The sequence below is a fragment of the Dinoroseobacter sp. PD6 genome (genome assembly GCF_028807315.1).
Classification (GTDB): domain Bacteria; phylum Pseudomonadota; class Alphaproteobacteria; order Rhodobacterales; family Rhodobacteraceae; genus Dinoroseobacter; species Dinoroseobacter shibae.
The window spans coordinates 40,682-62,473 of sequence record NZ_JARAMN010000002.1; the positions used below are offsets into that span (position 1 = coordinate 40,682).

At 59.2% G+C, this 21,792-nt stretch carries 18 protein-coding genes; 4 read left to right on the forward strand and 14 right to left on the reverse strand.

What is annotated here, in order from left to right; all coding sequences use genetic code 11:
• Positions 1-51: 51 nt before the first annotated feature.
• From PVW48_RS03610 to PVW48_RS03630, 5 genes are all read right to left on the reverse strand, one after another.
• On the reverse strand, positions 52-984 hold the full coding sequence (locus PVW48_RS03610; protein WP_274580329.1) for a hypothetical protein: 933 nt from the start codon (positions 982-984) through the stop codon (positions 52-54).
• Between the two features lie 3 nt (positions 985-987).
• Positions 988-2,190, reverse strand: coding sequence for a DUF3696 domain-containing protein (locus PVW48_RS03615; RefSeq protein WP_274580330.1), 1,203 nt, complete (start codon positions 2,188-2,190; stop codon positions 988-990).
• Entirely contained in the window at positions 2,183-3,337 is a 1,155-nt protein-coding gene (locus PVW48_RS03620) for a DUF262 domain-containing protein (protein ID WP_274580331.1), read from the reverse strand. The genes PVW48_RS03615 and PVW48_RS03620 overlap by 8 nt, the downstream gene beginning before the upstream one ends.
• 219 nt (positions 3,338-3,556) lie before the next feature.
• Positions 3,557-4,873 (reverse strand): type II toxin-antitoxin system HipA family toxin, encoded by a 1,317-nt coding sequence (locus PVW48_RS03625; RefSeq protein ID WP_274580332.1) that lies wholly within the window; start codon positions 4,871-4,873, stop codon positions 3,557-3,559.
• Positions 4,873-5,124 carry a helix-turn-helix domain-containing protein gene (locus PVW48_RS03630; RefSeq protein ID WP_274580333.1) on the reverse strand — a complete coding sequence of 84 codons (252 nt, stop codon included), beginning with the start codon at positions 5,122-5,124 and terminating at the stop codon, positions 4,873-4,875. The genes PVW48_RS03625 and PVW48_RS03630 overlap by 1 nt, the downstream gene beginning before the upstream one ends.
• Positions 5,125-5,416: 292 nt before the next feature.
• Between PVW48_RS03630 and PVW48_RS03635 the strand changes: the two genes are divergently transcribed.
• Positions 5,417-5,665: a helix-turn-helix domain-containing protein gene (locus PVW48_RS03635; RefSeq protein WP_274580334.1), complete on the forward strand. Its 249-nt coding sequence runs from the start codon at positions 5,417-5,419 to the stop codon at positions 5,663-5,665.
• A 1-nt stretch (position 5,666) separates the two neighbouring features.
• Positions 5,667-6,992, forward strand: a complete 1,326-nt coding sequence (locus PVW48_RS03640; protein WP_274580336.1) for a type II toxin-antitoxin system HipA family toxin — start codon at positions 5,667-5,669, stop codon at positions 6,990-6,992.
• On the opposite strand, the gene PVW48_RS03645 is transcribed toward PVW48_RS03640, so the two are convergent.
• The gene (locus tag PVW48_RS03645; protein ID WP_274580338.1) at positions 6,989-7,564 is read right to left on the reverse strand and encodes a helix-turn-helix domain-containing protein; all 576 of its coding nucleotides are present in this window, start codon (positions 7,562-7,564) and stop codon (positions 6,989-6,991) included. The two genes, PVW48_RS03640 and PVW48_RS03645, sit on opposite strands and share 4 nt — an antisense overlap.
• Positions 7,565-7,839: 275 nt before the next feature.
• Positions 7,840-8,703 carry a hypothetical protein gene (locus PVW48_RS03650; protein ID WP_274580340.1) on the reverse strand — a complete coding sequence of 288 codons (864 nt, stop codon included), beginning with the start codon at positions 8,701-8,703 and terminating at the stop codon, positions 7,840-7,842.
• A gap of 491 nt (positions 8,704-9,194) precedes the next feature.
• Here PVW48_RS03650 and PVW48_RS03655 point away from each other — a divergent pair, with 491 nt between their 5' ends.
• Positions 9,195-9,707 carry a hypothetical protein gene (locus tag PVW48_RS03655; protein WP_274580341.1) on the forward strand — a complete coding sequence of 171 codons (513 nt, stop codon included), beginning with the start codon at positions 9,195-9,197 and terminating at the stop codon, positions 9,705-9,707.
• A 30-nt stretch (positions 9,708-9,737) separates the two neighbouring features.
• Positions 9,738-10,142 (forward strand): hypothetical protein, encoded by a 405-nt coding sequence (locus tag PVW48_RS03660; RefSeq protein WP_274580342.1) that lies wholly within the window; start codon positions 9,738-9,740, stop codon positions 10,140-10,142.
• Between the two features lie 86 nt (positions 10,143-10,228).
• On the opposite strand, the gene PVW48_RS03665 is transcribed toward PVW48_RS03660, so the two are convergent.
• The 7 genes from PVW48_RS03665 to PVW48_RS03695 all read right to left on the reverse strand — a co-directional run bounded on the left by PVW48_RS03665 (position 10,229) and on the right by PVW48_RS03695 (position 21,776).
• On the reverse strand, positions 10,229-10,591 hold the full coding sequence (locus PVW48_RS03665) for a helix-turn-helix domain-containing protein (RefSeq protein ID WP_274580343.1): 363 nt from the start codon (positions 10,589-10,591) through the stop codon (positions 10,229-10,231).
• A gap of 5 nt (positions 10,592-10,596) precedes the next feature.
• Positions 10,597-10,950 (reverse strand): type II toxin-antitoxin system RelE/ParE family toxin, encoded by a 354-nt coding sequence (locus PVW48_RS03670; RefSeq protein ID WP_274580344.1) that lies wholly within the window; start codon positions 10,948-10,950, stop codon positions 10,597-10,599.
• Positions 10,951-11,050: 100 nt separating this feature from the next.
• Positions 11,051-11,242 carry a hypothetical protein gene (locus PVW48_RS03675; RefSeq protein ID WP_274580345.1) on the reverse strand — a complete coding sequence of 64 codons (192 nt, stop codon included), beginning with the start codon at positions 11,240-11,242 and terminating at the stop codon, positions 11,051-11,053.
• 28 nt (positions 11,243-11,270) lie between these two features.
• Positions 11,271-12,368, reverse strand: coding sequence for a tyrosine-type recombinase/integrase (locus tag PVW48_RS03680; RefSeq protein ID WP_274580346.1), 1,098 nt, complete (start codon positions 12,366-12,368; stop codon positions 11,271-11,273).
• Between the two features lie 40 nt (positions 12,369-12,408).
• A complete protein-coding gene (locus tag PVW48_RS03685; protein ID WP_012177662.1) occupies positions 12,409-12,648 on the reverse strand; it encodes a helix-turn-helix transcriptional regulator in 240 nt (79 codons plus the stop codon).
• A gap of 768 nt (positions 12,649-13,416) precedes the next feature.
• A complete protein-coding gene (locus tag PVW48_RS03690) occupies positions 13,417-18,096 on the reverse strand; it encodes a DUF3320 domain-containing protein (RefSeq protein WP_012177663.1) in 4,680 nt (1,559 codons plus the stop codon).
• A 212-nt stretch (positions 18,097-18,308) separates the two neighbouring features.
• Entirely contained in the window at positions 18,309-21,776 is a 3,468-nt protein-coding gene (locus PVW48_RS03695) for a phospholipase D family protein (RefSeq protein ID WP_012177664.1), read from the reverse strand.
• Positions 21,777-21,792 lie beyond the last annotated feature (16 nt).

The following is a 21,792-nucleotide window of genomic DNA, read 5'->3' on the forward strand; positions in this document are numbered from 1 at the left end:
CCAGCAAGATCGGAGATTTGTCTTGGCTAGCTTTCCGAGCCAATTGGTCTGCTAGTCTTCAGAAACGATCCTTAAGTGTTTGCCCACGTAGCCAATCTCGATTGCCGATTGCTCAGCGATCTCCCTGAGATGGATTCTTGCCCCGTCATGCAGTCGTGCGTGCTTTTCGAAAGTCGCGTTCTGCCCGTTACTTGAGCGAAAAACCCTATCGCCGCCATACTTTTGCATTGTTGACGCAGATTCGCCCGTCACCTTGCAGATGTAAGTGGGTGTTGGACTGTTCGTTGCGTCCCAATCAGCAGCCGAGGTATTCAGGTCCACTAACCTGCTGACAGCACTGGAAAACAGGTCAGACCCTATTGCCTTTAGTTGTTTCTCGACGTCGAGCCCAAAGACCAGATTGGGAAATAGATCAGCGCGTCTGTTCCAAAGCTCGTCAGGTGAAATACCAACTAAATCCGTGGCAATCAGTCGATCCGCTGTATCTCGAGCGCTTTCGACTGAGAAAACATTCTCTACTTCGACTGTCCTCGAATGAGCGCCATTCCGGATCAGACGAAGTGACAACGGATTCCGGTGCCAATCAGTGTTTGGTGAAAGGCTAACCGAAACCTTTGTGGCGGATATCGCGCACCACAAAAGATCGGTGCAATGGGGTAGCCCGTCAACTTCTTCATCCAAGAAATTGCCCAAATCTGCTGCTTCAACCCCATCATCGATCGGACATCGCGTCGAGAGTTGGAGCATGAATCTAGCCTTGTCTCTACTCCTGCCGAGGTAATCGCGGAAAAGTTCGGTCAAGCTCGTTCCATCGCAGACAACTATCGCGTATGGTTGATCCTTCATCCACAGATGACGGGCAATGTGCTTGCGCGCGGACAAGAACAGTAGCCCTGTCGCGACGCTGTCCAGCGCGTCCAGAGCATCTTCCCGAGATGCAAACTGGACCGACAAACCTTCACTATTGAGAACGGCTTCACGCATTGTTCAATCTATCGGCCCTAAAAGACCCAAAAGGTTTTCGTCTTTCTCGTCGAAGAATCCCTTTGGCCAGTCAGAAAGACTGCCGTCGCTCTGAAGGCGCGGGCTTGTAACATAGCTTTCCGCCCCTTCTCGAGTAAAAAAGTGGATTTTTGCTAGGTCGCTTGCCACTCTGCCACGCCGTACGTCCAGTCGAACCCCGTCCAAGAAATGATCGCTATGTGTTTCAACAACTACCTGGACACCCGCCGCCGAGGCGCGGACTGCAAGCTCTCCCATTTTGGTTTGCCCTCGGGGATGAAGGTGGGCTTCAGGGTTTTCGATGATTACGAAGTCTCCTGGTTCCGCACCAATGAGAGCTGTCAAGACTGGCAGCGCATAGGACACGCCGAAACCAACATTCGTTGCTCGGAAAGGCTTTGAGCCGACGTCACCTGAACGACTGAACGAATACCTCGCTGATAAAGCATCGATTTCTCTCATTTCGGAAATTTCTAGGTTTGCTCCAGGACTCGTTTCTTGCAGCCAAGCGGTCACCTGCCCCTCGATCGTCTGGGTCCTTTCTAGGTCTTTGATCCTCGGATCATCTTCGCCAAGTGTCCTTGAGCCATGCTCGGCTAGGTAAGCAAGGACATGCTCCCCTTGTGCCCCGAGTGATCTCATAGAAACTTGTTCTTCGGACCACGGAAGCGACTTCCTTGGGCCGAAACGCTCTGCCGCTAGGTACTGAAATCCCCTAGATGAAAAGAAGGATCGAAAAGATGGTCCTGTAAGGTCTCTAGATGCCTCTCTTGTTATGTCGAGCCATTCCCCCTCATCGCTTTTGAAAGTTTCCCTCGTTGAGCGGCCCATACGGTTTTCGCCAAATTTTAAGGACAGCCGGTCTCCCTCACGAGAGTAGGCAAACGCATACTCAGATCGTCGATTTCCACCGGACTCTAGAACAAACGCGAGCTCGTCTTCATCCGCTAAGTCGAAGAGGACATCCGCTCCAGTGCCCAAATCAACGAGATCACCAGACAATCGAAGCCTGCGTTGGATACGATTGACAGTAAAAGATTGCCGTAGAAGCAGCATCGCTTGTATGACAGTGCTTTTGCCGACGCCATTTAATCCAGACAGAACCGTGAGCATTCCCAACTCAATACGTTGAGCCCGAAAGCACTTGAAGTTCTTGAGTTCAATTGCCGACAAGGGGACGCTACGCATTTGCTAATTCTCCATCGACCAGTTCCTCGATTGTAGAAAAACGCTTGTGAACCCGGCCTGGTACACCCGTGGCGTAGGAAATCGAGACCTCGAAATCGCGGTCTTCTGAGAGGGTGGTCATGAACTTCTGATGGATAGCGGTCCCATTTTCGGCCAAGAGATTAACTTGTTGCTCGTCTAGCCTAGACAGAGCGACAGACCATGTTTCAAACAAGGCCTTGCTGATAGGGCTCTTGGAAGCATCGGGGCGATAACGCTTTCTAAATGCCTCATCCCCCAGGACCTTGTGTGAAGCGGCCATCGACCTCTTGAATGCAGATTTGAGCTCATCACGAGCATCATACGACATTTCGTTTATTCTCTTCATCGTTGCGTTCAGGAAGCCATCGAGGTCATTGTTCTTGTATTCTTTCCAATTGGAAAGGTAGAATGCGCAAAATCGTAACGCACACTCCCGAGCCGACATCCTGTCATCACTAACACTGTCCAGTGTCGCGGTTCTAAACTCTTTAGTCGAAACCAAATCCAAAAGAAATGACCGCACAGGCCCCTTATTCAGGGCATGCCTGATTTCTTGAGCATTCAAGGTCATGCCGCCAGTGTTGATCCGGCTGAAGATATTGAACATTACCTCCTCGGGCGTCCCCGGTTGGATTACATTTATCACAAGCTCAGTTTCTTCTATCCGACGCTGCATGTTGCGAGGCAGCTCTGAAAACTTTGCCTTCTCAAACTGGACGAGGTACTCCAATCCCCTTAGAGGAAACTCGTCATTCACAAAGTCGTGGATCGTCGTCATACGTTGCAAACCATCCACAACTGCCCAAACGTCTCTTAGGTCGCTTGCAACGTAGAAAACTGGCAACGGAATGCGAAGCAAAATAGACTCAATTAGTCGACCTTTTCGACCTTGGTCCCAGATCCTCGCGCGGCGCTGAAACTCAGGAGCTAGATCAATTTCATCATGGTCAATCCTTGTACAGAGCAAAGACACCGTTTTCGTTTCCCTAGCGACTTTGATTTTATCAGGGTCGAAAGGGCGTTCAATTTGCACTATATCTTGGCTTGGGTCCGACCGTTCTTCTTCAATCCCGGTCGCTTCACCGTCTTCCAGCAATTCAGTGACTACGTTTTTTGTCTCTTCCATAATTTCCGCACCGACTGAATTCGTTTGTGCCGCGCATGGGCTCTTGAGACGATACCCTACGTCGAACTTGCTTTCTATACCATCTAGGAGCTATCTGATCTTCGACTTTGCGCCCCATCGGATGCCAAAAGCAGCTTAGCTAGCCTACGATCACCGCTCCGATGTCTCAGAATAAGGAGTGTTGTGGCTGCGGCGAATGATCGGCGTTGGCCATGCACGTCATCCATCGTTCCCCGCGACCAGCCGTGCCACCCGCTGCTCGTACCCCTGCCTCACAGACGCCACCAGCCCCTCGGGAAACCCCGGCGGCATCTCCGCCAATGCCCCATCAAATGCCCGCTCCGCCCGCCCCCGAATGTCCTCAAACACCCCCGCCACCTGTTCACGCGAGAATCCCGCCGCCAGCGCCGTCTTCACGAAGTGCCGCCCGTGGATGTCCGCCACGCGGTAATGCCGCCCCGTGCCCGCGCGCATGGCGAGCTTCATGTCCTTGACCTGCAAGGTCCCCGCATCCAGCGAGGGCTGCACCGTCAGCACGTCGTAAAGCGGCGTCATGCGGAAGCGTCCGCCGGGCATCAAGGCGATGCTGAAGTTCTTGGCGTGCCCGTCCGTCGCCCCGATCAGCCAGAACAGGATCACGGCCTTCAGGAAATCCGCCCGGTCGCGCTGCGGCTCGTCACTGCCGGTCAGCAGGTCACAGATCTCCACGATCCCCGGGCCGCCCTCGTTCTGGTATTTGCGGGTCGGGGGCACCGACAGGGCCTGGCAGCAATCCTCCTGCGGCAGGCGGATCAGGCGGCCGTCGCGGGCGCGCAGCCGGTCGAAGCGCTCGATGACCAGCGCGCGCGTCTCAGCGAAATCCGCGATCTCGGTCCGTGCCACGGGCAGGCCGAAGCCCGCCAGCAGGCGCAGGCAGAAGTGCTCGTTCTCGATGCTGTCGGTCAGGTCCATTCCGTTGGGCAGGCGGCCGATGGCAGGCTTCAGGATGTGGGTCGTCGGCGTTGTGCCGGAAGGCAACACCCATCGGCCGTCATGGAACAAAAGCGCCGTTTTCTCCTGCGCACCGGCGACGGAGATGCGGAAATCCTGCTCGGCCCGGATGCCAAGCGGGGTTTGCGCCAGATCCTGCAGCATGGTGCCGATCAGGGCATCGCTCAACGGCTCACCGGTCAGCGCGCGGGCGTCGCCTGGCTGCTCGCCCTCGGGCAGGAATTGCAGCGCGCCCACGCAATCGCGCCCGATCCGGGCGAGCAGGCTGTAGGCGTCCACACCATCCGCGCCCACGCGTTCCGCCACGCGGCGGCGGATCAGGTCGCTGTCGGGCAGCAGGTTCTCGAAAACCGCGATCACGGGCGGGCCGGTGTAGCGCTCGGGTCGCAGGGGCAGGGCGCGCGAGATGGGCAGCGTGTTCTCCCAGGCCAGCCATTCCGGCGCGTAGGTGAAGGCGAAGGCCCCGTCCGGCGCGCGGAAATACTGGCCCACGCGGCGGCCGTTCATGTAGACGTCGAGCGGCGCATAGGTGCGCTTGCGCCCCATCAGAAGATGTCCTCGAGATCACGCTGGGTCATCTTGCTGCGCGGCACGATCCGCAGTTCGAGGTCGAGCGCCGCGAGCAGGTCGAAGATCGTCTCCGCCTTGGCGCCGCTGGCACCGGTCTCGATGTTGGACACCGTGCGCTGCCAGACGCCCGCGTGGGCGGCAAGCTCGGCCTGCGTCAGGCCCTTGGCCTTGCGGGCGGCGCGCAGGGTCTGGCCGAGATCCTTGGTGGTGCGGGCGATCTGATCCATCCAGGTAATCCTTTCCCGATGAGGATGATCGGGAGGTCATATGGAGTCAATACGTTCTTCGGGTGATAATTGTGATTTATGATCCCAAGGATATTTCTCATGGGGTTTGTTTTTGCCTTCGGCGGGGCAAGTGGTGCTGGATCGTCGACCGTGTATGGCATGGCTGCTTGATGCCGATCGGCATGAATTTTCCCTAGGCACAGAGATCGACAATTAGCCCATGGGCTATATGCGACGCTTATAGCTCCCGCGCTATATTGACAAATTATCGCCCTTGAGCTATCGAAATGACATGGACAGCTTGCCCGCATACCCCATCCGAAGCCTGCGCCAAGCCGGGGCCGTGCTGAAGGCGCGGCGCGCGGCGCGGAAGATCAGCCAGAAGCAGCTTGGCGAGATGACGGGAACGGCGCAATCCACCATTTCCGACATCGAGAACGGCGTCGTGTCCGTCAGCCTTGATGTCTATCTGCGCCTCCTCGAGGCCCTTGGCGCGGAACTGTCCGCGACGGATCGTATAGCCGACCCTGGGCAGCGCTAGGATGGCACGCATCGCCCGCGCGGGCCGCCGCACACGCCAAAGCACGACCGCCGTCTGGTACGAAAGGGCGCGGGTGGGCACGCTGACCCGCGCGACGGATGGGGCCATTGCCTTCACCTATGATCCCGGCTGGCTCGCGTCCGAAGCCTCTTTTCCAGTGGCCAGCGCCCTGCCGCTGACCAAGCTGAAATGGCAGGGCGATCCCGTTATCGCTGCCTTCGACAACCTCTTGCCCGATGCCGAAGGCGAGCTGCGCGAGAAAATTGCCGCGCGCGTAGGCGCACAGGGCAAGGATGTGTTCTCTCTACTGTCCGTGCTCGGGCGCGACTGTGTCGGCGCGCTGCAATTCCTGCCGTTGGACGAGGCCCCGTCCGAACAGGACATGCAGTATCGCGTCATTTCGGAAGAAGAGATGGTCGCCGACCTGAAGAACCTCGCCGCCGCGCCGCTCGCCCTGGGTGAAGACGAGGATTTCCGGATTTCCATCGCCGGCGCGCAGGAGAAGACGGCCTATCTGCGTATCAATGGCCAATGGGCCAAGCCGCGGGGCATCACGCCGACCAGCCATATCTTCAAGACGCCCATGGGCATCATTCCCGGTCCCGAGCAGATCGACCTGAGCGACAGCGTCGAGAACGAGTTGTTCTGCATGACCTTGGCACGCGAGATCGGCCTGCCCGTCGCGCATGTCGAAAAGCTTACCCTTCCCGGGCAGGTCGTGCTCTCGGTCGAGCGGTTCGACCGCGTCTGGCAGGGCGACACCCTGAAACGCCTGCCGCAAGAAGATATCTGCCAGTCGCTGGGCTACCCTTCTACCATGAAATACCAGAGGCTGGGCGGCCCCGGCATCGCGCAGATCATGGAGCTTTTGCGGGAATCGGACACGCCCATCGAGGATCGGGAGACGTTCTTCCGGGCGCAGATCTTCTTCTTCCTGATCGGGGCCTCGGACGGGCACGCCAAGAACTTCAGCCTGCGTCTGGGGCGTCGGGCGCGGTTCACCCTCGCGCCCCTCTATGACATCCTGAGCGTCGCCCCGGTCGTCCGCGCCGGACGGTTGCAGCGCAAGCGCTACCGCCTCGCCATGTCTATCAATGGGCACTACGGCATCGACGAGATCGTGCCACGCCACTTCGAGGCCGAGGGCCGCTCGGCGGGTTTACCCAAGGGCCGCGCCTTGGAGCTGTTGCAGGATATGACCGATCGGCTGGATCCTGCTTTGGAGCGGACGCTTTTGGCGGTGGGCGATCAGGTCCCAGCGGCGGTCAGCGAACCGGTCGCAAGCGATGCGATGCAGCGGGCGGCGCAGATGCAGGACCTGCTTTAGGGTTCCGGTGCCTCTGCAGCTAACCCCTCCAGCGCCTTGTCGACCTCGCGCGTCTTCGCGGCCAGCTCAGCCGCCCAAAGGATGCGGAACGCATCGGCGAATTCGACCAGGCCCCCGGCAAACGTGCGGATCGTGGTCATGTCGTCATCGGTGAACGGGATCGGGCGGCCGCGCAGTTTGGCCTCGTTCAGCTTGCGGGCAATTTGGTTGACTGCCGTGCCTTCGGTCGCGACCTGCGCGCCCCAAGCTTGCAGATGGTCGCGCACGACCGGATCGACCGGGCGCAGCAGGATGTCGGCAGCCCCCATCAGGCGGCGCAGGGCGGCGGGTTGGTCGATGATGCCGCGGCGATCAAGCGCGGCCTGAAACCCCGCCAACTGGCGCGCGCTTAGGCGGGTGCTGATCGTCGTGGTGGGGCCCTGCCGCACGCCTTTGGCCCGGCTCAGCGTATTGTAAATCGTCCGGGGCGAGACCCCGAAGCGGTGGGCTAGAGCGGCGGCAGGGGTGCCTCCAGCGCGGGCCTCGATGATCTGACGGCGTTCGTCGTCGGTCAGTTTGCGATGGTGGCGCATGTGAAGTTTACGTTCCTATTTCTTGCCAACTTCCTCCAAGCCCCCCGCCTCCCAGCGTTAGCGGAGGCGGGTCAGGGGCTTGGAGTCCATTTCTGTGGCTGTGCTTGTTGGGACGGGGCGCAGGGCACGCGATGCAGGAAACGCGATGCACTGTGCGTGAAAAACTGGACGCGGCGCAAAAGACGCGGTGCGCGATGCGAAGAGCACGCCACAGGCGACGCGCGACGCGATGCACGGGACGCGATGCGCAACGCATCTTGCGGAAAACGCGCCCCTCATGCCGCCAACCCAGTCGCGCGCAGCTGGCCATCGGTCACCAGCCCCGACGCGATAAGTGCTGCCACCTGCGGGGCGGTGATGTGTTTGCACATCGGGCTGCGGTCGCGGACCCATGCAGCGAGCCGGGCGTTGTGGTCGGCGGCAAGAACGATTTTTGCCTGCCGTTCCTCGGCCAACGCATCGAGGAACCGCTGCCATCGACGGTCAGCGAACCAGTTGTCCGCGAAACAGACCTTGGACCTCGTGAAGCCCTGGCTCTCGGTGGCGTAGGTCTGCACGGCGCGCAGCAGGTCATCTGGATCAATCCCCTCCTTCACGGCCTCCGCGATCCGAGCCAAGCACGCAGCCTTCCCTCGTTGACGGTCATTCGGATAAGCCGCCCAGATCTTTTCAAACCTTTCATCCTCAACCGCCGCCGCCTCCGCGCGCTTGCGCGTAGGTGGTTTATGGATGGTTTTAGGGTGGTTTGGGGTCCACCCTGGACCCCGTACCCCGTCCAAGGTGGACCCCGTACCGGGTTCAGTCTGGACGGGGTCCACTGTGACCCCCGTCCCGTCATCGGGTTCAGCCGTGGATTCCAAGGCCATCACGCGGGCCAGCACGATCCGATAGATCACGGTGAACCCGTTCTTGCATGGGCGGCGTCCGGTCTCGATCAGGATGCCCTCTTTCAGGAAATCGCTGATCGTCCGCTTCACGGTGCTTTCGCCCAGCTCGGTGTGGCGCTGGATCGTGCCCTTGGAACACCAGATGCCCGAGCCGTCATCGCTCGCCTTGTCGGCCAGGAACATGATGATCTGTTTGCGCGCGGCGCTGCCGAAGATGCGGTCGGCGCAGAGATTGGCGATCTTCCAGCTCATGCGCAGGCCCCCGGGAAGGGCGCGCGGCGGCGCGTCAAAGGCGACGGATCATTCCGCTTGACAGAACGGAAAACGCAGCCCCACCATCTGCCCACCGTCCATTTCCGGACCCGCAAATGGTTTGACAATCGCCCCGTAAGTGCCTGATTTTCCGTGGTGGGTTTGACAGAAATTTCGCCCGTAACCACCTGATCTTCCATCCGCAATTTGGGATTGAAAATCCTCGTGTCGGTGGTTCGATTCCGCCCCCGGGCACCAAAGCACCTCTCAGTGTGTATGATATCAATGGGTTATGGGGCAAAATTGTCCCACCGTTTTCGCGCTTGGGGAAAAGTGGGACTTTTTTGTTTGTGAGACGTTCCAAGGGCTTGAGCTCGTGAAGCGAGGCTCCTGCACCGCGAGTTTCCCGTCCTACAATGCGCCACGTTAGAACTTGACAGCCTCACTGGGACTTGGGGATAAGTCGTGAATTTGTTGTGGAGGGCTGAAGCGTGGAATTCCGATACTCTGAGGCAGGAAGCTACTACTGGACCTCGGCTCCGGATTTCGCGGGATTGGGCAAAGACAGAGTAACGATCGCTGCGTCAACCGGTTCTTTACAGAATCGGGTTAGCCGAGGAGTTCGCACACAACTTGGTCAGTTCTATGGGGTCATCGCCACCGGAGCGATCAACGCGGTTGCTGCTCACAAGGGCCTCAAGCGAAGCATGCTGGTCGGGGACGATCAGGACGCACATGAAGAGAAATACGTCCTGGTTCTCAACCCACCTCATGACGCCTGCCTGGTCGGTGACCGCTTCGAACCACGTACTTCCAAAATTGATCCGCCACCACAGCAGGTTTTTGTGATATACTTAACTCCAAACAAGAAACGAGCAGACTTCCCCGACGTGGACTACTGGATTGAGCACTGGACTTGGGTTGATGCAGACGCGACAGACCCAAGACAGCCGTTTGGCTTCCAAGAGCGCTACGACGAGCCTTGCGTCTGGGAGAGACCATAAATAGAAGAGGCCATCCGAGCGGAGGACGACGTGACTGATATAGGGCAGACGAACGAACTGGTGGGACTGGAGATTCCGGATTTCCAGCCTGTGGCTTATTTCGATAAGCACATGGACTGCATCCGTGTACTGACCCATGATCGAAGCGTATGCGAGGTCCGCATCGACGACACCTTCACTTTGCACCGCTGCAACCACCGTTCCGATACTGACCCGAAGTATGTTGGCTTCACGATAAAGGGTGTCAGGCACCTTTTTTCGGAGATAGGCTTGCCACAAGAAGGTGTGTATCGGCTCGCGGACATTGTCGATCGTATCGTTAAGACGATGCCTGGATCTGCCGTCGCAGCCATCACCGATCTGATTTTCGATCAGTACAAAGCGGTTGGCGACTTTCGGATCCACTTCGATGGAGAGGAGCATCTGGCGGCTTGACTGCCGCCAGAATCCTTGACGTTAAGCGGACGATTATTAGCGCAGAACCTGAAGCATCAGCAGCTCGGTGCCTGAACGATCAGGATTCACAGTGCTGAGTGGGGTGATCCGTGACGGCGTAAACGCTTTGGCTCGTCCGTCTCCCCCAAACCCTCAAGCGCAACCGGCGCTTTGCCGGGAAACTCGACCATGAGCTTGAGCTCTCCACCCATCGCCCGGACGTAACCTGTCAGCGTCGAAAGCAGCAAGTCGCTCTGGCGTTCGTACTTCGCGACGGTGGCCTGCTGCACGCCGAGGGTTTCCGCCAGCTGCACCTGGGTCAGCTTCTTGGCCTTCCGCAATTCCTGCAGCGTCAGGTACTCGGCATGCAGCCGATCCGCTTCGGCCTTGATCGCCGCGCGGCGGGCGGGGTCGAGGGTCGCCAGCTTCTCCTTCAGGCTCCGGGCCATCGTCGTCATCCTTTCCGTCTCTCCAGGTGGCGGTCGAACCGATCGTCCGCCCGGGCGATGAGCGACTTGTAGAACCGCTTCTCGCTACCACCCGTCTTGTCTCCGCCGACAAGCAGGATCGCCTGCCGGTCGGGGTCGAATGCGAAGGCGACGCGCCAGACGCCATCGGCGGCATTGCAGCGCAGCTCCTTCATGTTGGCATGCTTCGACCCGGTCAGGGTGTCCGCATGGGGCCGCCCGAGCATGGGGCCTTCCCGCTCGAGCAACAGCGCTCGGGCGAGGATCGCGTCCTGCACCTCTTGAGGAAGGGCATCGAATTCCGGCTCAAATTCCTCGGCAAAGGATACGGCCCAGGGCATCGGGTGAATACTACCTTGAAGCTATATAGCCTTGAAGAACTAATTTTGCAAGCACGGGCTGCATAGCGAAGGCTTCGTGTCTGCAGGCGTGGGGCGACGATCAGTCGGCATCTTTCAGCAGCCGTTGCGCCTTTTCCGCCGCTCGAGCGAGGCCGGGAATCCGCTTGCCGGGCGCTTTTGTGGTCGCTTCGAACTTGGCGAACGCTTCGAGCGGAAGCGTCGAAGTTTTGCCTTCGTCCAGCTTCAGTTTCTCGGTCTTGCTCATACCTGCCTCCAAATTCTTCTTGGTCATTTTAGTCTCGGCGCGGGAAACCGATGTATCACGGTTCGCCACCCCGCGCTTCCCCTCTTTCCGGCCCGTCTCCACCCCGCGACAACAGTTTCATCCCCGACGCGGCCAGCACCTTCTGGCGCGCGGCGCGGGTGTAGCGCGACGCTTCCTTCATGGTCGTCCAGCCGAAGATCGCCATCAGCTGCCGCTCGGTCGCGCCGTTCTCGGCCGCCAGCGCCGCGCCCGCCTTGCGCAGACCGTGGGCGGAGCAATGCTTCAGCCCGGCCTCGTCGCATTGCTTGCGGAACCAGTTGCCGAAACCGTTCGACGTGAAGGGCTTGCCGAAGGCCGTGACGAGGAAGGCGAGGTTGCCGGTGGAGGTAGCGTCAAGCACCGCCTTCAACTCGGGCAGGACCGGGATGGAGAGGGTGACGGGCTTGCGGTCACGGTTCTTGGCCTGGGTCACGGTGATCCATCCGTCCTTGATGTGCTGCGGCCCGAGCCTGACGATGTCGGACCGCCGCTGCCCGGTGTAGAGCATGAGCGCGAGCGCCAGCCGCGGCTTGCTGCCGATCGGATGATGGTCCTCGAACTGGCGGACCTCCTCCATCGTCCAGGAATGGAAGCCGTCCCCCTTGGCCTTGAGATAGGGCACGTCGCGGGCCGGGTTGCGCTGCGCCAGTTCGTACTCGACCGCGAAGGTATAGACCTGCCTGAGCGCCTTGACGAAGCCGTTGGCGGCCTCGGGCCGGTCTGCCATCTCGTCCCGCATGCGGCGGACGTGGCGGGGCTCCATCAGGGCATATGGCTTCGAACCGTTCTTCGCGCAGATCCGGTCGAGGATGCCGCGCCGGACGTACTTGGTGCGGGCGCTGAGACGCTGGTATTCGGCCGAAACGTAGTACTGCTCGCAGAGCCACTTGAAGCTGCCCTTCGATCCGCGCCGCTCGAGCGGTCCGGTCGGCGCGCGTGGCGTCGCACCCATCATGGCGGCGCGGTACTCGGCGAGGAAGTCTTCTGTTCCCGGCTGGCTCCTCAGCCGCACCTTCAGGTGCCCGGGCCGCCGCAGGTAGACGCGCACGTTGCCGTGCCGGTCGGTATCCTCGATGACGTGCTTCAGGCGGATGCTGCCCGAGCCGTCTCTCATCCTGAATGTGGGCATGGCACGCGCCGCCTTTCGTCAGCCGTCAGTCGTCCCAGGGATTGTGGTCGGAGTGATCCCCATCAGGGATCAGCTCGAACGCCCGGTCAAGTTTTTTCCGGTCCCAGACGGTGCGGGCATTGATCCGCTTGGGCGGCGGCATGCGCCGGTCGCGGACCAGGTGATCGAAGAGCGTGGGCGAGACCCCGATATAGGCCGCCGCCTCGGTCCGCGAGAGACCGCGGGGCGCGAGGGTGGGCGGTAGAATGGCGGGGCGCTTGGGCATGGCGATAGGTCTGGGTTTCGAACGCCCCAAGGATGCCGGAAAGCGAGAGAGGAACGAAGCCGAGAACGGGCGGGGTAGGCCTGTAGCGGGGAATGACAGGCGGGCGGCGGGTTCCGGCTTTCAGGGCGGTGTACCGGGTGTGCTGGCATAGTCGCATTTTGTCGTGGGATCGGCGTCGTGCCGCGCGAAAAATAAATTTAGGTCAGTGGGTTGGCACTAGTGATGCCTCAAAGGACTTGTGATTGCGGCGGATAATCTCTCCGAACAACAGCAACTTGAGGTGTCCGTGCGGCACCTCTTTTATCTCGCGCTCCCATTGTTGAGCGCGAGATGCCACCTCCCGATGCTCGGAGTTCCTGCCTCTTCTACAGAGCAGCTGCCGAGAGCAGGTTTCCACACTGTGCATATTAGTGGTCTGAAAACACTTCAAAATTGCAGGAAACCTGCACGCGACCGATTTGCATGCACGCGAAAACGCCAATCACGTCAGTGACTTGCGGCACTCGTGGCAGGCGCTTTTATCTTGCCCTTTTCCCTTCGCGCTATAGCCCAACGCCCCTAATTGCGCCGATCGTTCGCCATTGCATGCTCTGGCGCGATATTTTTGACCACGACATTTCGTTCGCTCGGCTTGACGTCGAGCACCCTATTGCGCGTCTGCGAATGCACAACCGCTGCGTTCCATGACCGCAAATGCTTCGCCCCCAAACTGCGCAGTCTCTGCTGCCAAGGCGTGAATGCGGACACAAATCCACCGGACGCATTCAGTCATTTTGGCAGGCCGTTTCGTATCGCTTCCGAAAGATCAGTGCCGACTCTCTGGAACCCGAATAGGCGAGCCACGGCCCGAACAAGGTCATCTTGCCCAACCTCACCGCTTTCCTTCAGTACCAGCTTTGCAGCGGCTGCGATCTCGCTCGGAGGCAGGTATTCGGCCTTAAGAACGGTCCCAGTTTCGCTGCTCCGATCACGGACGGGTGGTGTTTCTGCTTGCGCGGACGTCATCAGAAAGGCGCCATCCCGGCGCAGCTCAGTATCGCGTTGCAGAGCCAATCGAACAGCACGGGAGGCTGCATCGGCAATACGGTTCCCGGTGCGTGAGCGTCCGAAGGCGGCAGCGATCCGACGTGCGATCTCGTCGGCGTGTATCGGTCCCTCAATCGCTACGATGCGCGAAACAAGCTCCGAAAGCTGCTGTACCGGTGCCTCGTGCGGTTCGACCGACGAGCGGACCGAGAGCTCCGCCCGTACATAGGGCGGCGCAGTCAAAGCGAGATGCCCGATATCGATAGTCTCCGGCTGATGCTCTGAAACCTCCTCCGAAGCCGGTATGTTTGTGGCTCCTTGATTGGCTCCGCGCACTTGGACACCGTCATTGAGAGCTTCGCGTGCTTCAACAATAGCAGCCCTTAGTTTTTCGACTTCTCGTGAGCGATGGTGGAACCAGTCGGTGCTCCAAATGCGATGGAACCGCCAGCCAAGGTTTTCAAGTATGCCCTGTCTCAGCCGATCGCGTTCGCGCGCCCAGAGCGCTGCATGATAGGCAGCGCCGTCACATTCCACGGCCAGAAGATACTGACCGGGCTGGTCGGGATGTCGTACGCCGATGTCGATGCGAAAGCCCGCACTTCCAACCTGCGCGTCCGCCAAGAAACCCTCTGATCGGATCACCCGTGCGACATCTTCTTCGAACGGACTGTCGGCCTCGAGGCCGGTGACGGTGTGGGTTTCGATCTGTCCCGTCTTGGCAAAATCAAGGAACCGTTTGAGCAAACGCGGCCCTTCACGGCTGCTGCGTGACGGGTCGATATCGCCGGGATCGAATGACGCAAAGACCTCGCAGCGCACCCGCGAGCGAGAGAAAAGCACGTTCAGTCGTCGTTCTCCGCCTTCACCGTTGACCGGACCGAAGCTCATTGAAGGTAAGCGCCCGTTCGGCTCCTGAGGGCCGTATCCAACCGAGATCAGGATCACATCGCGTTCGTCGCCCTGAACGTTCTCGATATTTTTGACGAAGACGTCCTCAGACTTGCCCTCACGCAGGAACGCATCCAGCACCGGATCACGGCGGCGGGCGAGTTCGAGCACTTCTGTCAACATATTGGACTGGGCCTTGGAAAAGGCGACGACACCAAGAGAGAGCTCAGGCCAATTGCGGGCGTGATCGGCCATAGCGGCAACGACGGCCTCGGCCTCGATCCGGTTGGTTCCTTGTCGGCCCAAGCCGCTACCGCCGCGCGCATAAATGCCAGGGACGCGCCGAAATTTCAGGCCGTAGTCGGGGTCAAGCTGCAGCGGAGAGGGGGGAAGAACCAGCCGGTCTTCATAAAACTCCGCATTCGAAATCTGAATCAAAGACGGATCGCGTGATCTGTAGTGCCATTCGAGCATGCGTTGCCGCAGTCCACGGGCTTCGCAAAGCGAAAGGATGCTTTCCATATCGGCCGCTGTGGCGCCGACGACGGCTTCTTCTTCGTCGTCATTTTCCTCGACATCGTCGACCAAGCGGTCGAAGAACGACGTGGGCGGAAGCTGTTTCTGGTCTCCTACCACTACAATCTGGCGTGCCCGGGCAATGACTCCCAACGCATCTTCGGGTTTGATCTGCGAGGCTTCATCGATCACCAGAATATCGAACTCTGCGCTGCCCGGAGGCAAGAACTGCGCTACTGAAATCGGACTCATCAGCATGACTGGCTTGATGCGTTGAACCATCGGGCCGGCATTCCGCATCACCCAGCGGATTGGTTTGTGGCCGCGCTTGCGGGCGATTTCTCCACGGATGATGCCCATCTCGCCCATTGTGCCACGAGGCATCTGTTCGAAGTGCCGCGAGAGGATCAGGTTGCGTGCTGTGTCGATGCGCTCCTTCTCGAGGTCGGAGAACAGGGCTACGAGATCATGGCGATCAAGCTGCGGTAAGTCGTTGAGCTCAGGCCGGGCGCCCCTTGCGGCGTTCCAGCGGGCCTCTGCACACGCATAGGCAAATTCCTGCGCTGCGCGCTGCGGCGGAACGCGTTCGTCTGCAACGGCGTCTACAACCCCTTCAGCTCCGGCGTCGATCGCGGATGCAATGGCGCGGGCAAGCCCAACCCAATCTCCGTAGCAGGCTGTATCGCTCGCCATCTGCAAGAATGCTTCACGCATTTCCGACAACGATGCATTTTCCAAGTCGGTGCCCAAGTCGGCACGGACCACATCCAATTGTAGCCGCGTGATCGGAGCATCGATTCTCTGGCGGCAAGCGATGGATTTTGTTTTGATCTCTTTGGCCGCAGCTTCTGGGTCGGGCACTGCATCCAGGGAAGAAACAAGTTGGTCCGAAGAACCAATGTTGCCGGTTGCCCGTAGCCCGGCCAACCATTTCGAAGCGGAGGCGGCGACGGAAAAAGGGGTCCGCTCACCACGCCATGTTGGACCGAGCATCGCCTGGAGCCAGGCTTCCTCATCTGCCAGCGAGTGGCGCAGCGATTGAACCTTCATGATCTCATCGACGAGTGCCAGTCGCTCTGATGGCGACTTCGGCAAAGGTCCCGAAAGCAGACCAGCAAGTTCCGCCGATGCCCGTCGATATCCTCCGAAGAGACGAGAGAAGAACGAGGCTTGCCCCTTGGCCAATGCCGTTCGAATGCTTGTGACTTGGGCAGACCATGCAGCCTCGACGAAACGTGTTTCTGCAGACTGCTTCGCGTCGGCCCAAGATGCACCCACTGCAAGCGCTTCATCGAGGCGGGAGGAACTAACGTGCTCGAAGAGCGGAGCAATCCAGTCCTTGGCGCCCTGCGGAATACCGGCAAGCGCACTCAGCGCAGCGCCAAGAGCGTCAACCTCGCCCAATGAATTGGGCGCTGCCAAACCAGTAGCGTCAGCGAGGCGTTGGCCTTCGCTCAGGAGTATTTCGATTTCAGAAGCAGCGCCGGTGAGTTCGTCTTCAAGGCGCGCTAGGTCCGTCGGCTGTAAGTCAAGCGCACCGGTGCCTCGAAAGGGGTGCTGTTCAGGCGGGCCCGCGCGTTCCAGTGCCTCGGCATATTTGGACAGGGCAGCGCAGGCGGCGTCGCGCTTGCATTGGTCAAGCTCGTCAAGGCCCTCAAGCGGGATGCAAGGTGGCGGTGCGCCATTTCCAATGAACCCACAGATCTCGGCAATTGCGCGGAACGGTGTATCGCCGGAGGATGGCAGAGGATCATGGAGCAACGAAGTGATCCGGTTCAAATTGTCCCGTGTGCTGCGCAGTCGCGCGGGGTCAGGCGTGCCAGGCAATGCCTGGGCGCTCGCCATCAAAGTCCGTCCCAACTCCTGCGCAAGCGCCTTCTTGTTGGCTGTACGCGAGTGCAGTTCGAGGCAAATGTCGCGTAACCCTGCCCGCACAAGGCGATCGTGTACAACCGACAAAGCAGCCATCTTCTCAGCGACGAAGAGCACGGTCTTTCCGTCATGAGCAGCTGCCGCGATCAGGTTAGTAATCGTCTGGGATTTTCCGGTTCCAGGCGGTCCCTGTACCACAAGGCTTGCACCCCTCCTTACCTCCTCGATCACCTTGGTTTGTGAGGCATCAGCGTCGATGACCTGCACAATTTCCGCAGGGTCCAGGATATCGTCCAATCGATCGTCCGGCCCGAAAATGGGCGTCGGCGCTTCGAACCCTTCGGTCAACAGCCCACGCAACAAATCGTTTTCGGCAAAAGCTCCCTCGGGCCAGGTCGCGGTATCGAGATCGCGATGCATCAGAAGCTTGGCGAAGGAGAAGAAGCCGAGCTGCATTCCGTCCGCGTCCAGCGCCCATCCCGGCTGGCCGGAGATCGCGTCTCGAACCTGGGCAAAATAGTCAGAGGGTTTCCAGTCTTCGCCCTCCTCGATCTCCGGCAGTGAAATGCCGAAGTCGGTCCTGAGGCGTTGTTGCAGTGGCAAGTTAGTGGCGATGTCGTCGTCGCGGCACAGAATATCGTAGGTCGACGTCCGCTCGTTGCGGATCAGTTGCACAGGCAGCAAGATCAGAGGAGCTTCACGCAGCGTCTCGGAGGAGGGGCTTTCGCGCCATTGCAGGAAGCCCATGGCGAGGTAGAGGATGTTGAGGCCCTGCTCCTCCTCTGCTGTCTTGGCGTTCGTTGCCAGCCGAAGTAGTCTGCGTGCCTGTGCCTCCGGGCCAAGTGGAGTCTCTAGGAAGAGATCCGTTAAGCGGTCCGCACCCTCGGGGATCTCGGGCTCTGGCAGGGCCAGAAGCATGTCCTGCCCTTCGCTGGACTTATCCTTTCCCATGGCCTTGAAGCGCATCTTGCGCGATTGGCTGCGAAGAATGGCAAAGACGTCGTCGGCGCGTTCATTGATGATGTTGAGGCAATTTGCGCGTGTGTTTGCCCGGTTTACATGGACGAGGCGGTTACGAGTCCCGGTGTCCAGCAGCTTGCGGCGAGCCGCTTCGAGCACTTTCGAAATCGCTGGATCTGACAAATCACCTTCTCCGCCCAGTTTTTCATATAATTCAATAGGCTACGAGGGCGCAATATCTGTCAACCCAGTGACTTGCAGAAATGTGAGACACAAGACACCGCAATGGCAGAGCAAGCTGCTATCCCACTAAAGACCAAATCTCAGGCCCGCGATTTCAGTTCCTTCGCTGTTCGTCGCATGCTTGGTCAACGACATGCATCGTTCCTCGGTAGTCAACGGCCTAGTCTGCGGTCAGGCTCGACTTCAAAAATGACGGCAACCCGGCTCAGTACATCGATCGATTGCCCCTCTGACAATGCCGTGCACCGAGCCAAGAGCTCCTTCATCCTTTCACTTACAGCCGAGCGGACATCGTCTGGCTGTTCTTGGAAAGCTCGGCAGATCGCGTCGATCCCGAGGTAGTCGGGTATTTCGCCGCCAGACGCACTCCTTTGGCTAACCGTCTCCTTCGCCTCGATCCAGAAAACATCGAGTTCGTGTGCCCAGGCTTCTGCCAGCTTTTCCAGCGTCGGCAGAGTTAAGGAACCGAAGAGCCCTTGACCAGCATCACCTGTGTCGTGGCCTGACAGAAAATTAGCGAGAGAGGAAAGAAGTGAAACCGTTCGAGCTGGCCGAACATCCCAGTGGGTCAGATGCGCAAGGGTGCTGCCGAGACGGCTGAACGTAGCGGATATCGCGTTCAGTTCTGGGCGGTGGCTTTGCATGCCTCGGCGGCGCGTTTCGGCATAGGCGGCGGATAGGAGCCTAGCCGCTTCAACCTGGTCGCCAATGATCTCTGCGCGCCCATCGACATCTCGAACGGCAATCAAGCGAGGCGGTAGGACAGTAGGATCTTGGGGGCTGCCTGTGCGACCGCCCAAGAGGAGGACGGTGTTTGGTTCAACTGAGGACAGAAGGCAGAGTTCGGCTCCCCAGAGACCGCGAGGTTTTGCGTTCCAGACCCGGCCCAGAACGTCAGCTGGCAATACACGCCGAAGAGCTTCCAACTGGTCGAAGTAGTTGTTGGAACGGAGGATGCGCGGTTTCTTGACCTGTTCGAGAACAAGATCGGTCAGATCACCGGCAGAAAACTCAACCAGCTCTGATGGTACGTCTGCGGCGCCAACACCTGACAGGAGAGCGATGCTGGCGACACGAGCGCGCGCCTTGTGATCCGATGACAGAACCAGCCCGGGCAGGTCGAAGGTGTAGTAGTGGATGCGGGAATTGGGACTGTCGATCCGGTCGATCCGGCCCAACCCCTGAATGAGGCTCTTGACGTCGGACGTGACGCCAATGATCCCAAGTGCAGAGGCGATTTGGAGGTTGATCCCTTCCGCCATCTGGAATGTGAGGAACATGGCCCGTGGCTTTAGCGGGTCGACATGTTTCCCATCGATGCCGAAATACTCCTGCGCATCTGCTCCCGATCGGATGTGATGCAGCTTCTTACCGGTCTTGATCCGTGCACCAGGTGCGACCACGAAGACTTCGGGTCCTCTTCCGCGATGCCCAGCAAGAAGCCTGGCATAGACCTCGAGCACGCCGACCCGCTCAGCAAGAAAGATGGCATGGCCATGCTTTCGAAGGATGTCTCGCATGACGCCGGCCCGGGATTCATCAATGCTGTCGAGGTTGGGATGATTCAGAAGCCTACTGATCCGGTCGCAAATCGGAGTTTCGCTGTCCTCAGTTTCGGCATCGACTTCCTCGGGCAGCGCTCCATCCGGAACGGCAATCCCGCGGGCATTCTGTTTCTCGGCGCGTCTTAGGTTTTCTCCAATTGATGCTCGCCCGCGCTGATCGGCTTCACTGTCGCGCTCGCGGGCCCATTCTTCGCGTGCAAAGGTTATCGACGCGCGCAGCAAAGCGAGGAAGTTCCGGATGTGAATACGCGATTTGTCGTGAAGTTTGATTTCTGTGTGGGCAGCGCGTTGGGGATCAGCAGACACAAGGGTGACCCCAGTCGTAATGCACTCCGCCAATGCCTTGATCCGCTCAATGATTTGGCGCTGCTGATCACTCAGCGCCGTATCCTCTCGGTGGCTTCGGATCGTTGGGTAAACGAAAGCGCCGGACTTTCGATCCGCACTCTCCCCAATGCAATCCCGTTGGCGCCGCACGACGTATGGCGCCAGGGCGTCGGCCAATCCTTCCTGAAGCGCACTGATTTGCAGCCCGCCGGTCTCTAGCTGGCGTTCGACTTTGTTGACTTCGACCTGTAGTGCTTTCGCGCTGTCGAACAGGTCGTCCTGCACGCTTTGATCTTCGATCCGGCGGTTCATCTGGTCGAAGTGTCGCACGAGCTCTACCCGCTTTCGAACCTTGGCCATGTGTTGGTTGATCTGCTCCGTGATGGGCGGAGGCACATAGATCGAGGCGCGCTTCTCATGGAATGCAAGCAAGCCGTCCAGGCCTTGGTTTCCCATTAGCGTGGCCGACAAACAGGCGGTCCAGATCGCCGGACTGCGCTCGAAGACAAGCGAACGTGCAGAAGGTGCAAGGTATCGCGAGCTCAGTCGGTGGCTTTCATCGACGATCATTGATGCAGACGAACGGACCGCCCGGTTGATCTCGTCCAATTCCGCAGTCTCCTCCTTACCTCGCCGCGACAGGTGACTGTGCTTGATCGGTTTGAAGTTCGCAGGCGCGTTCGTTGTCCAGTTCTTCAGAACGCTGGCAGGTATCAGAGCGAGCGAGCCAAGCCGTTGTTGATCGGCGCGCTCTCCCCAGGAAAAGACCGTCTGCCCATGGCTGACCGGTAGAACTGTTGCCAGGTGTTTCCCAATGTCGGTTTTCCCGGCACCAGTTGGCGCTTCGACAAAGGCAAAGCCGTGTTCATAGACCGTCCCTGCAGCCTCATAGATAAGATCCGCCTGGAAGGGTTGAGGCGGACGTCCGGTGCTGGTTTCGCCCGCGACACGCCAGGGGGTGAAGGTCGCGGCTTCGTGAACCGTTCTGGCCACTGCTTCTTCGGGTGAAACTATGCGGATGAGCGCTCGCAGGATTTCCAGCGCTGTCTCAGTCCAATCGCGCCCCATGTCCCAATACTGCTCAGCGGCCGCGCAACGCGCAGTCGCAAGTTCGGGCCAGGCATCGGCGTCGTCCATGAATTCCAGATTGCGGCGCAAACCGTTGATCGAGAAATTGGCACTTCCCGAAAGTGCCTTGTCCCCACCTACAAAAAGCTTCGCGTGAAGCATTGGTGGACGGCGCCCTAGTTTTTCTTCTGCCAGATCGGGATCGAAAATGCGGAACTTGATGATTCCGCGCTCGATTGCATCCATTGCAAGAACTGCCCGCAGATCGGCCAAATCAACAACCGAAAAGCCCCTTGCACCAAGGAAGTGTTGGCGCGCTTCTTCGGCTACTGACCGGCCGCTGCCACCCAATACCTGTCGTGTTTCGGAGTTGGAGCCAAAGACGATGCGGATGCTGCCTTCTGGGCGTTCGCCAAGGTTTTCAATTGTTTCGAGCAAAATGGTGAGTGACGACAGGAAGTCCTGATAACCTGTCACAATCAAACAACTTGGTTGCTGTAGAACGGACTTGACCAAGCCGCTGACCGAACGCGTTGCGTTATCGCCCCAGGCCTCGTGGCGAGATTGAGGAGGTCCCTCCTTCGTGCGCACGTCACGGTCAGTCTCGCTGGCCCGCGAGAAAAAGCGTGAAATCAGTCCTTGCCGCTCCCTGGTTCCCATGTGCTGTTGTCTTCCT

Bases quoted from the DNA above. Each gene is read 5' to 3' on its own strand.
- PVW48_RS03680 (WP_274580346.1), bottom strand. From the start codon at position 12,368: ATGAGAGACGGCTCGGGCAGCATCCGCCTGAAGCACGTCATCGAGGAT.
- PVW48_RS03615 (WP_274580330.1), bottom strand. From the start codon at position 2,190: ATGCGTAGCGTCCCCTTGTCGGCAATTGAACTCAAGAACTTCAAGTGC.
- PVW48_RS03630 (WP_274580333.1), bottom strand. From the start codon at position 5,124: ATGGATCAGATCGCCCGCACCACCAAGGATCTCGGCCAGACCCTGCGC.
- PVW48_RS03675 (WP_274580345.1), bottom strand. From the start codon at position 11,242: ATGACCAAGAAGAATTTGGAGGCAGGTATGAGCAAGACCGAGAAACTG.
- PVW48_RS03645 (WP_274580338.1), bottom strand. From the start codon at position 7,564: ATGCGCCACCATCGCAAACTGACCGACGACGAACGCCGTCAGATCATC.
- PVW48_RS03685 (WP_012177662.1), bottom strand. From the start codon at position 12,648: ATGCCCAAGCGCCCCGCCATTCTACCGCCCACCCTCGCGCCCCGCGGT.
- PVW48_RS03625 (WP_274580332.1), bottom strand. From the start codon at position 4,873: ATGGGGCGCAAGCGCACCTATGCGCCGCTCGACGTCTACATGAACGGC.
- PVW48_RS03620 (WP_274580331.1), bottom strand. From the start codon at position 3,337: ATGGAAGAGACAAAAAACGTAGTCACTGAATTGCTGGAAGACGGTGAA.
- PVW48_RS03695 (WP_012177664.1), bottom strand. From the start codon at position 21,776: ATGGGAACCAGGGAGCGGCAAGGACTGATTTCACGCTTTTTCTCGCGG.
- PVW48_RS03650 (WP_274580340.1), bottom strand. From the start codon at position 8,703: ATGAGCTGGAAGATCGCCAATCTCTGCGCCGACCGCATCTTCGGCAGC.
- PVW48_RS03670 (WP_274580344.1), bottom strand. From the start codon at position 10,950: ATGCCCTGGGCCGTATCCTTTGCCGAGGAATTTGAGCCGGAATTCGAT.
- PVW48_RS03640 (WP_274580336.1), top strand. From the start codon at position 5,667: ATGGCACGCATCGCCCGCGCGGGCCGCCGCACACGCCAAAGCACGACC.
- PVW48_RS03610 (WP_274580329.1), bottom strand. From the start codon at position 984: ATGCGTGAAGCCGTTCTCAATAGTGAAGGTTTGTCGGTCCAGTTTGCA.
- PVW48_RS03665 (WP_274580343.1), bottom strand. From the start codon at position 10,591: ATGGCCCGGAGCCTGAAGGAGAAGCTGGCGACCCTCGACCCCGCCCGC.
- PVW48_RS03635 (WP_274580334.1), top strand. From the start codon at position 5,417: ATGGACAGCTTGCCCGCATACCCCATCCGAAGCCTGCGCCAAGCCGGG.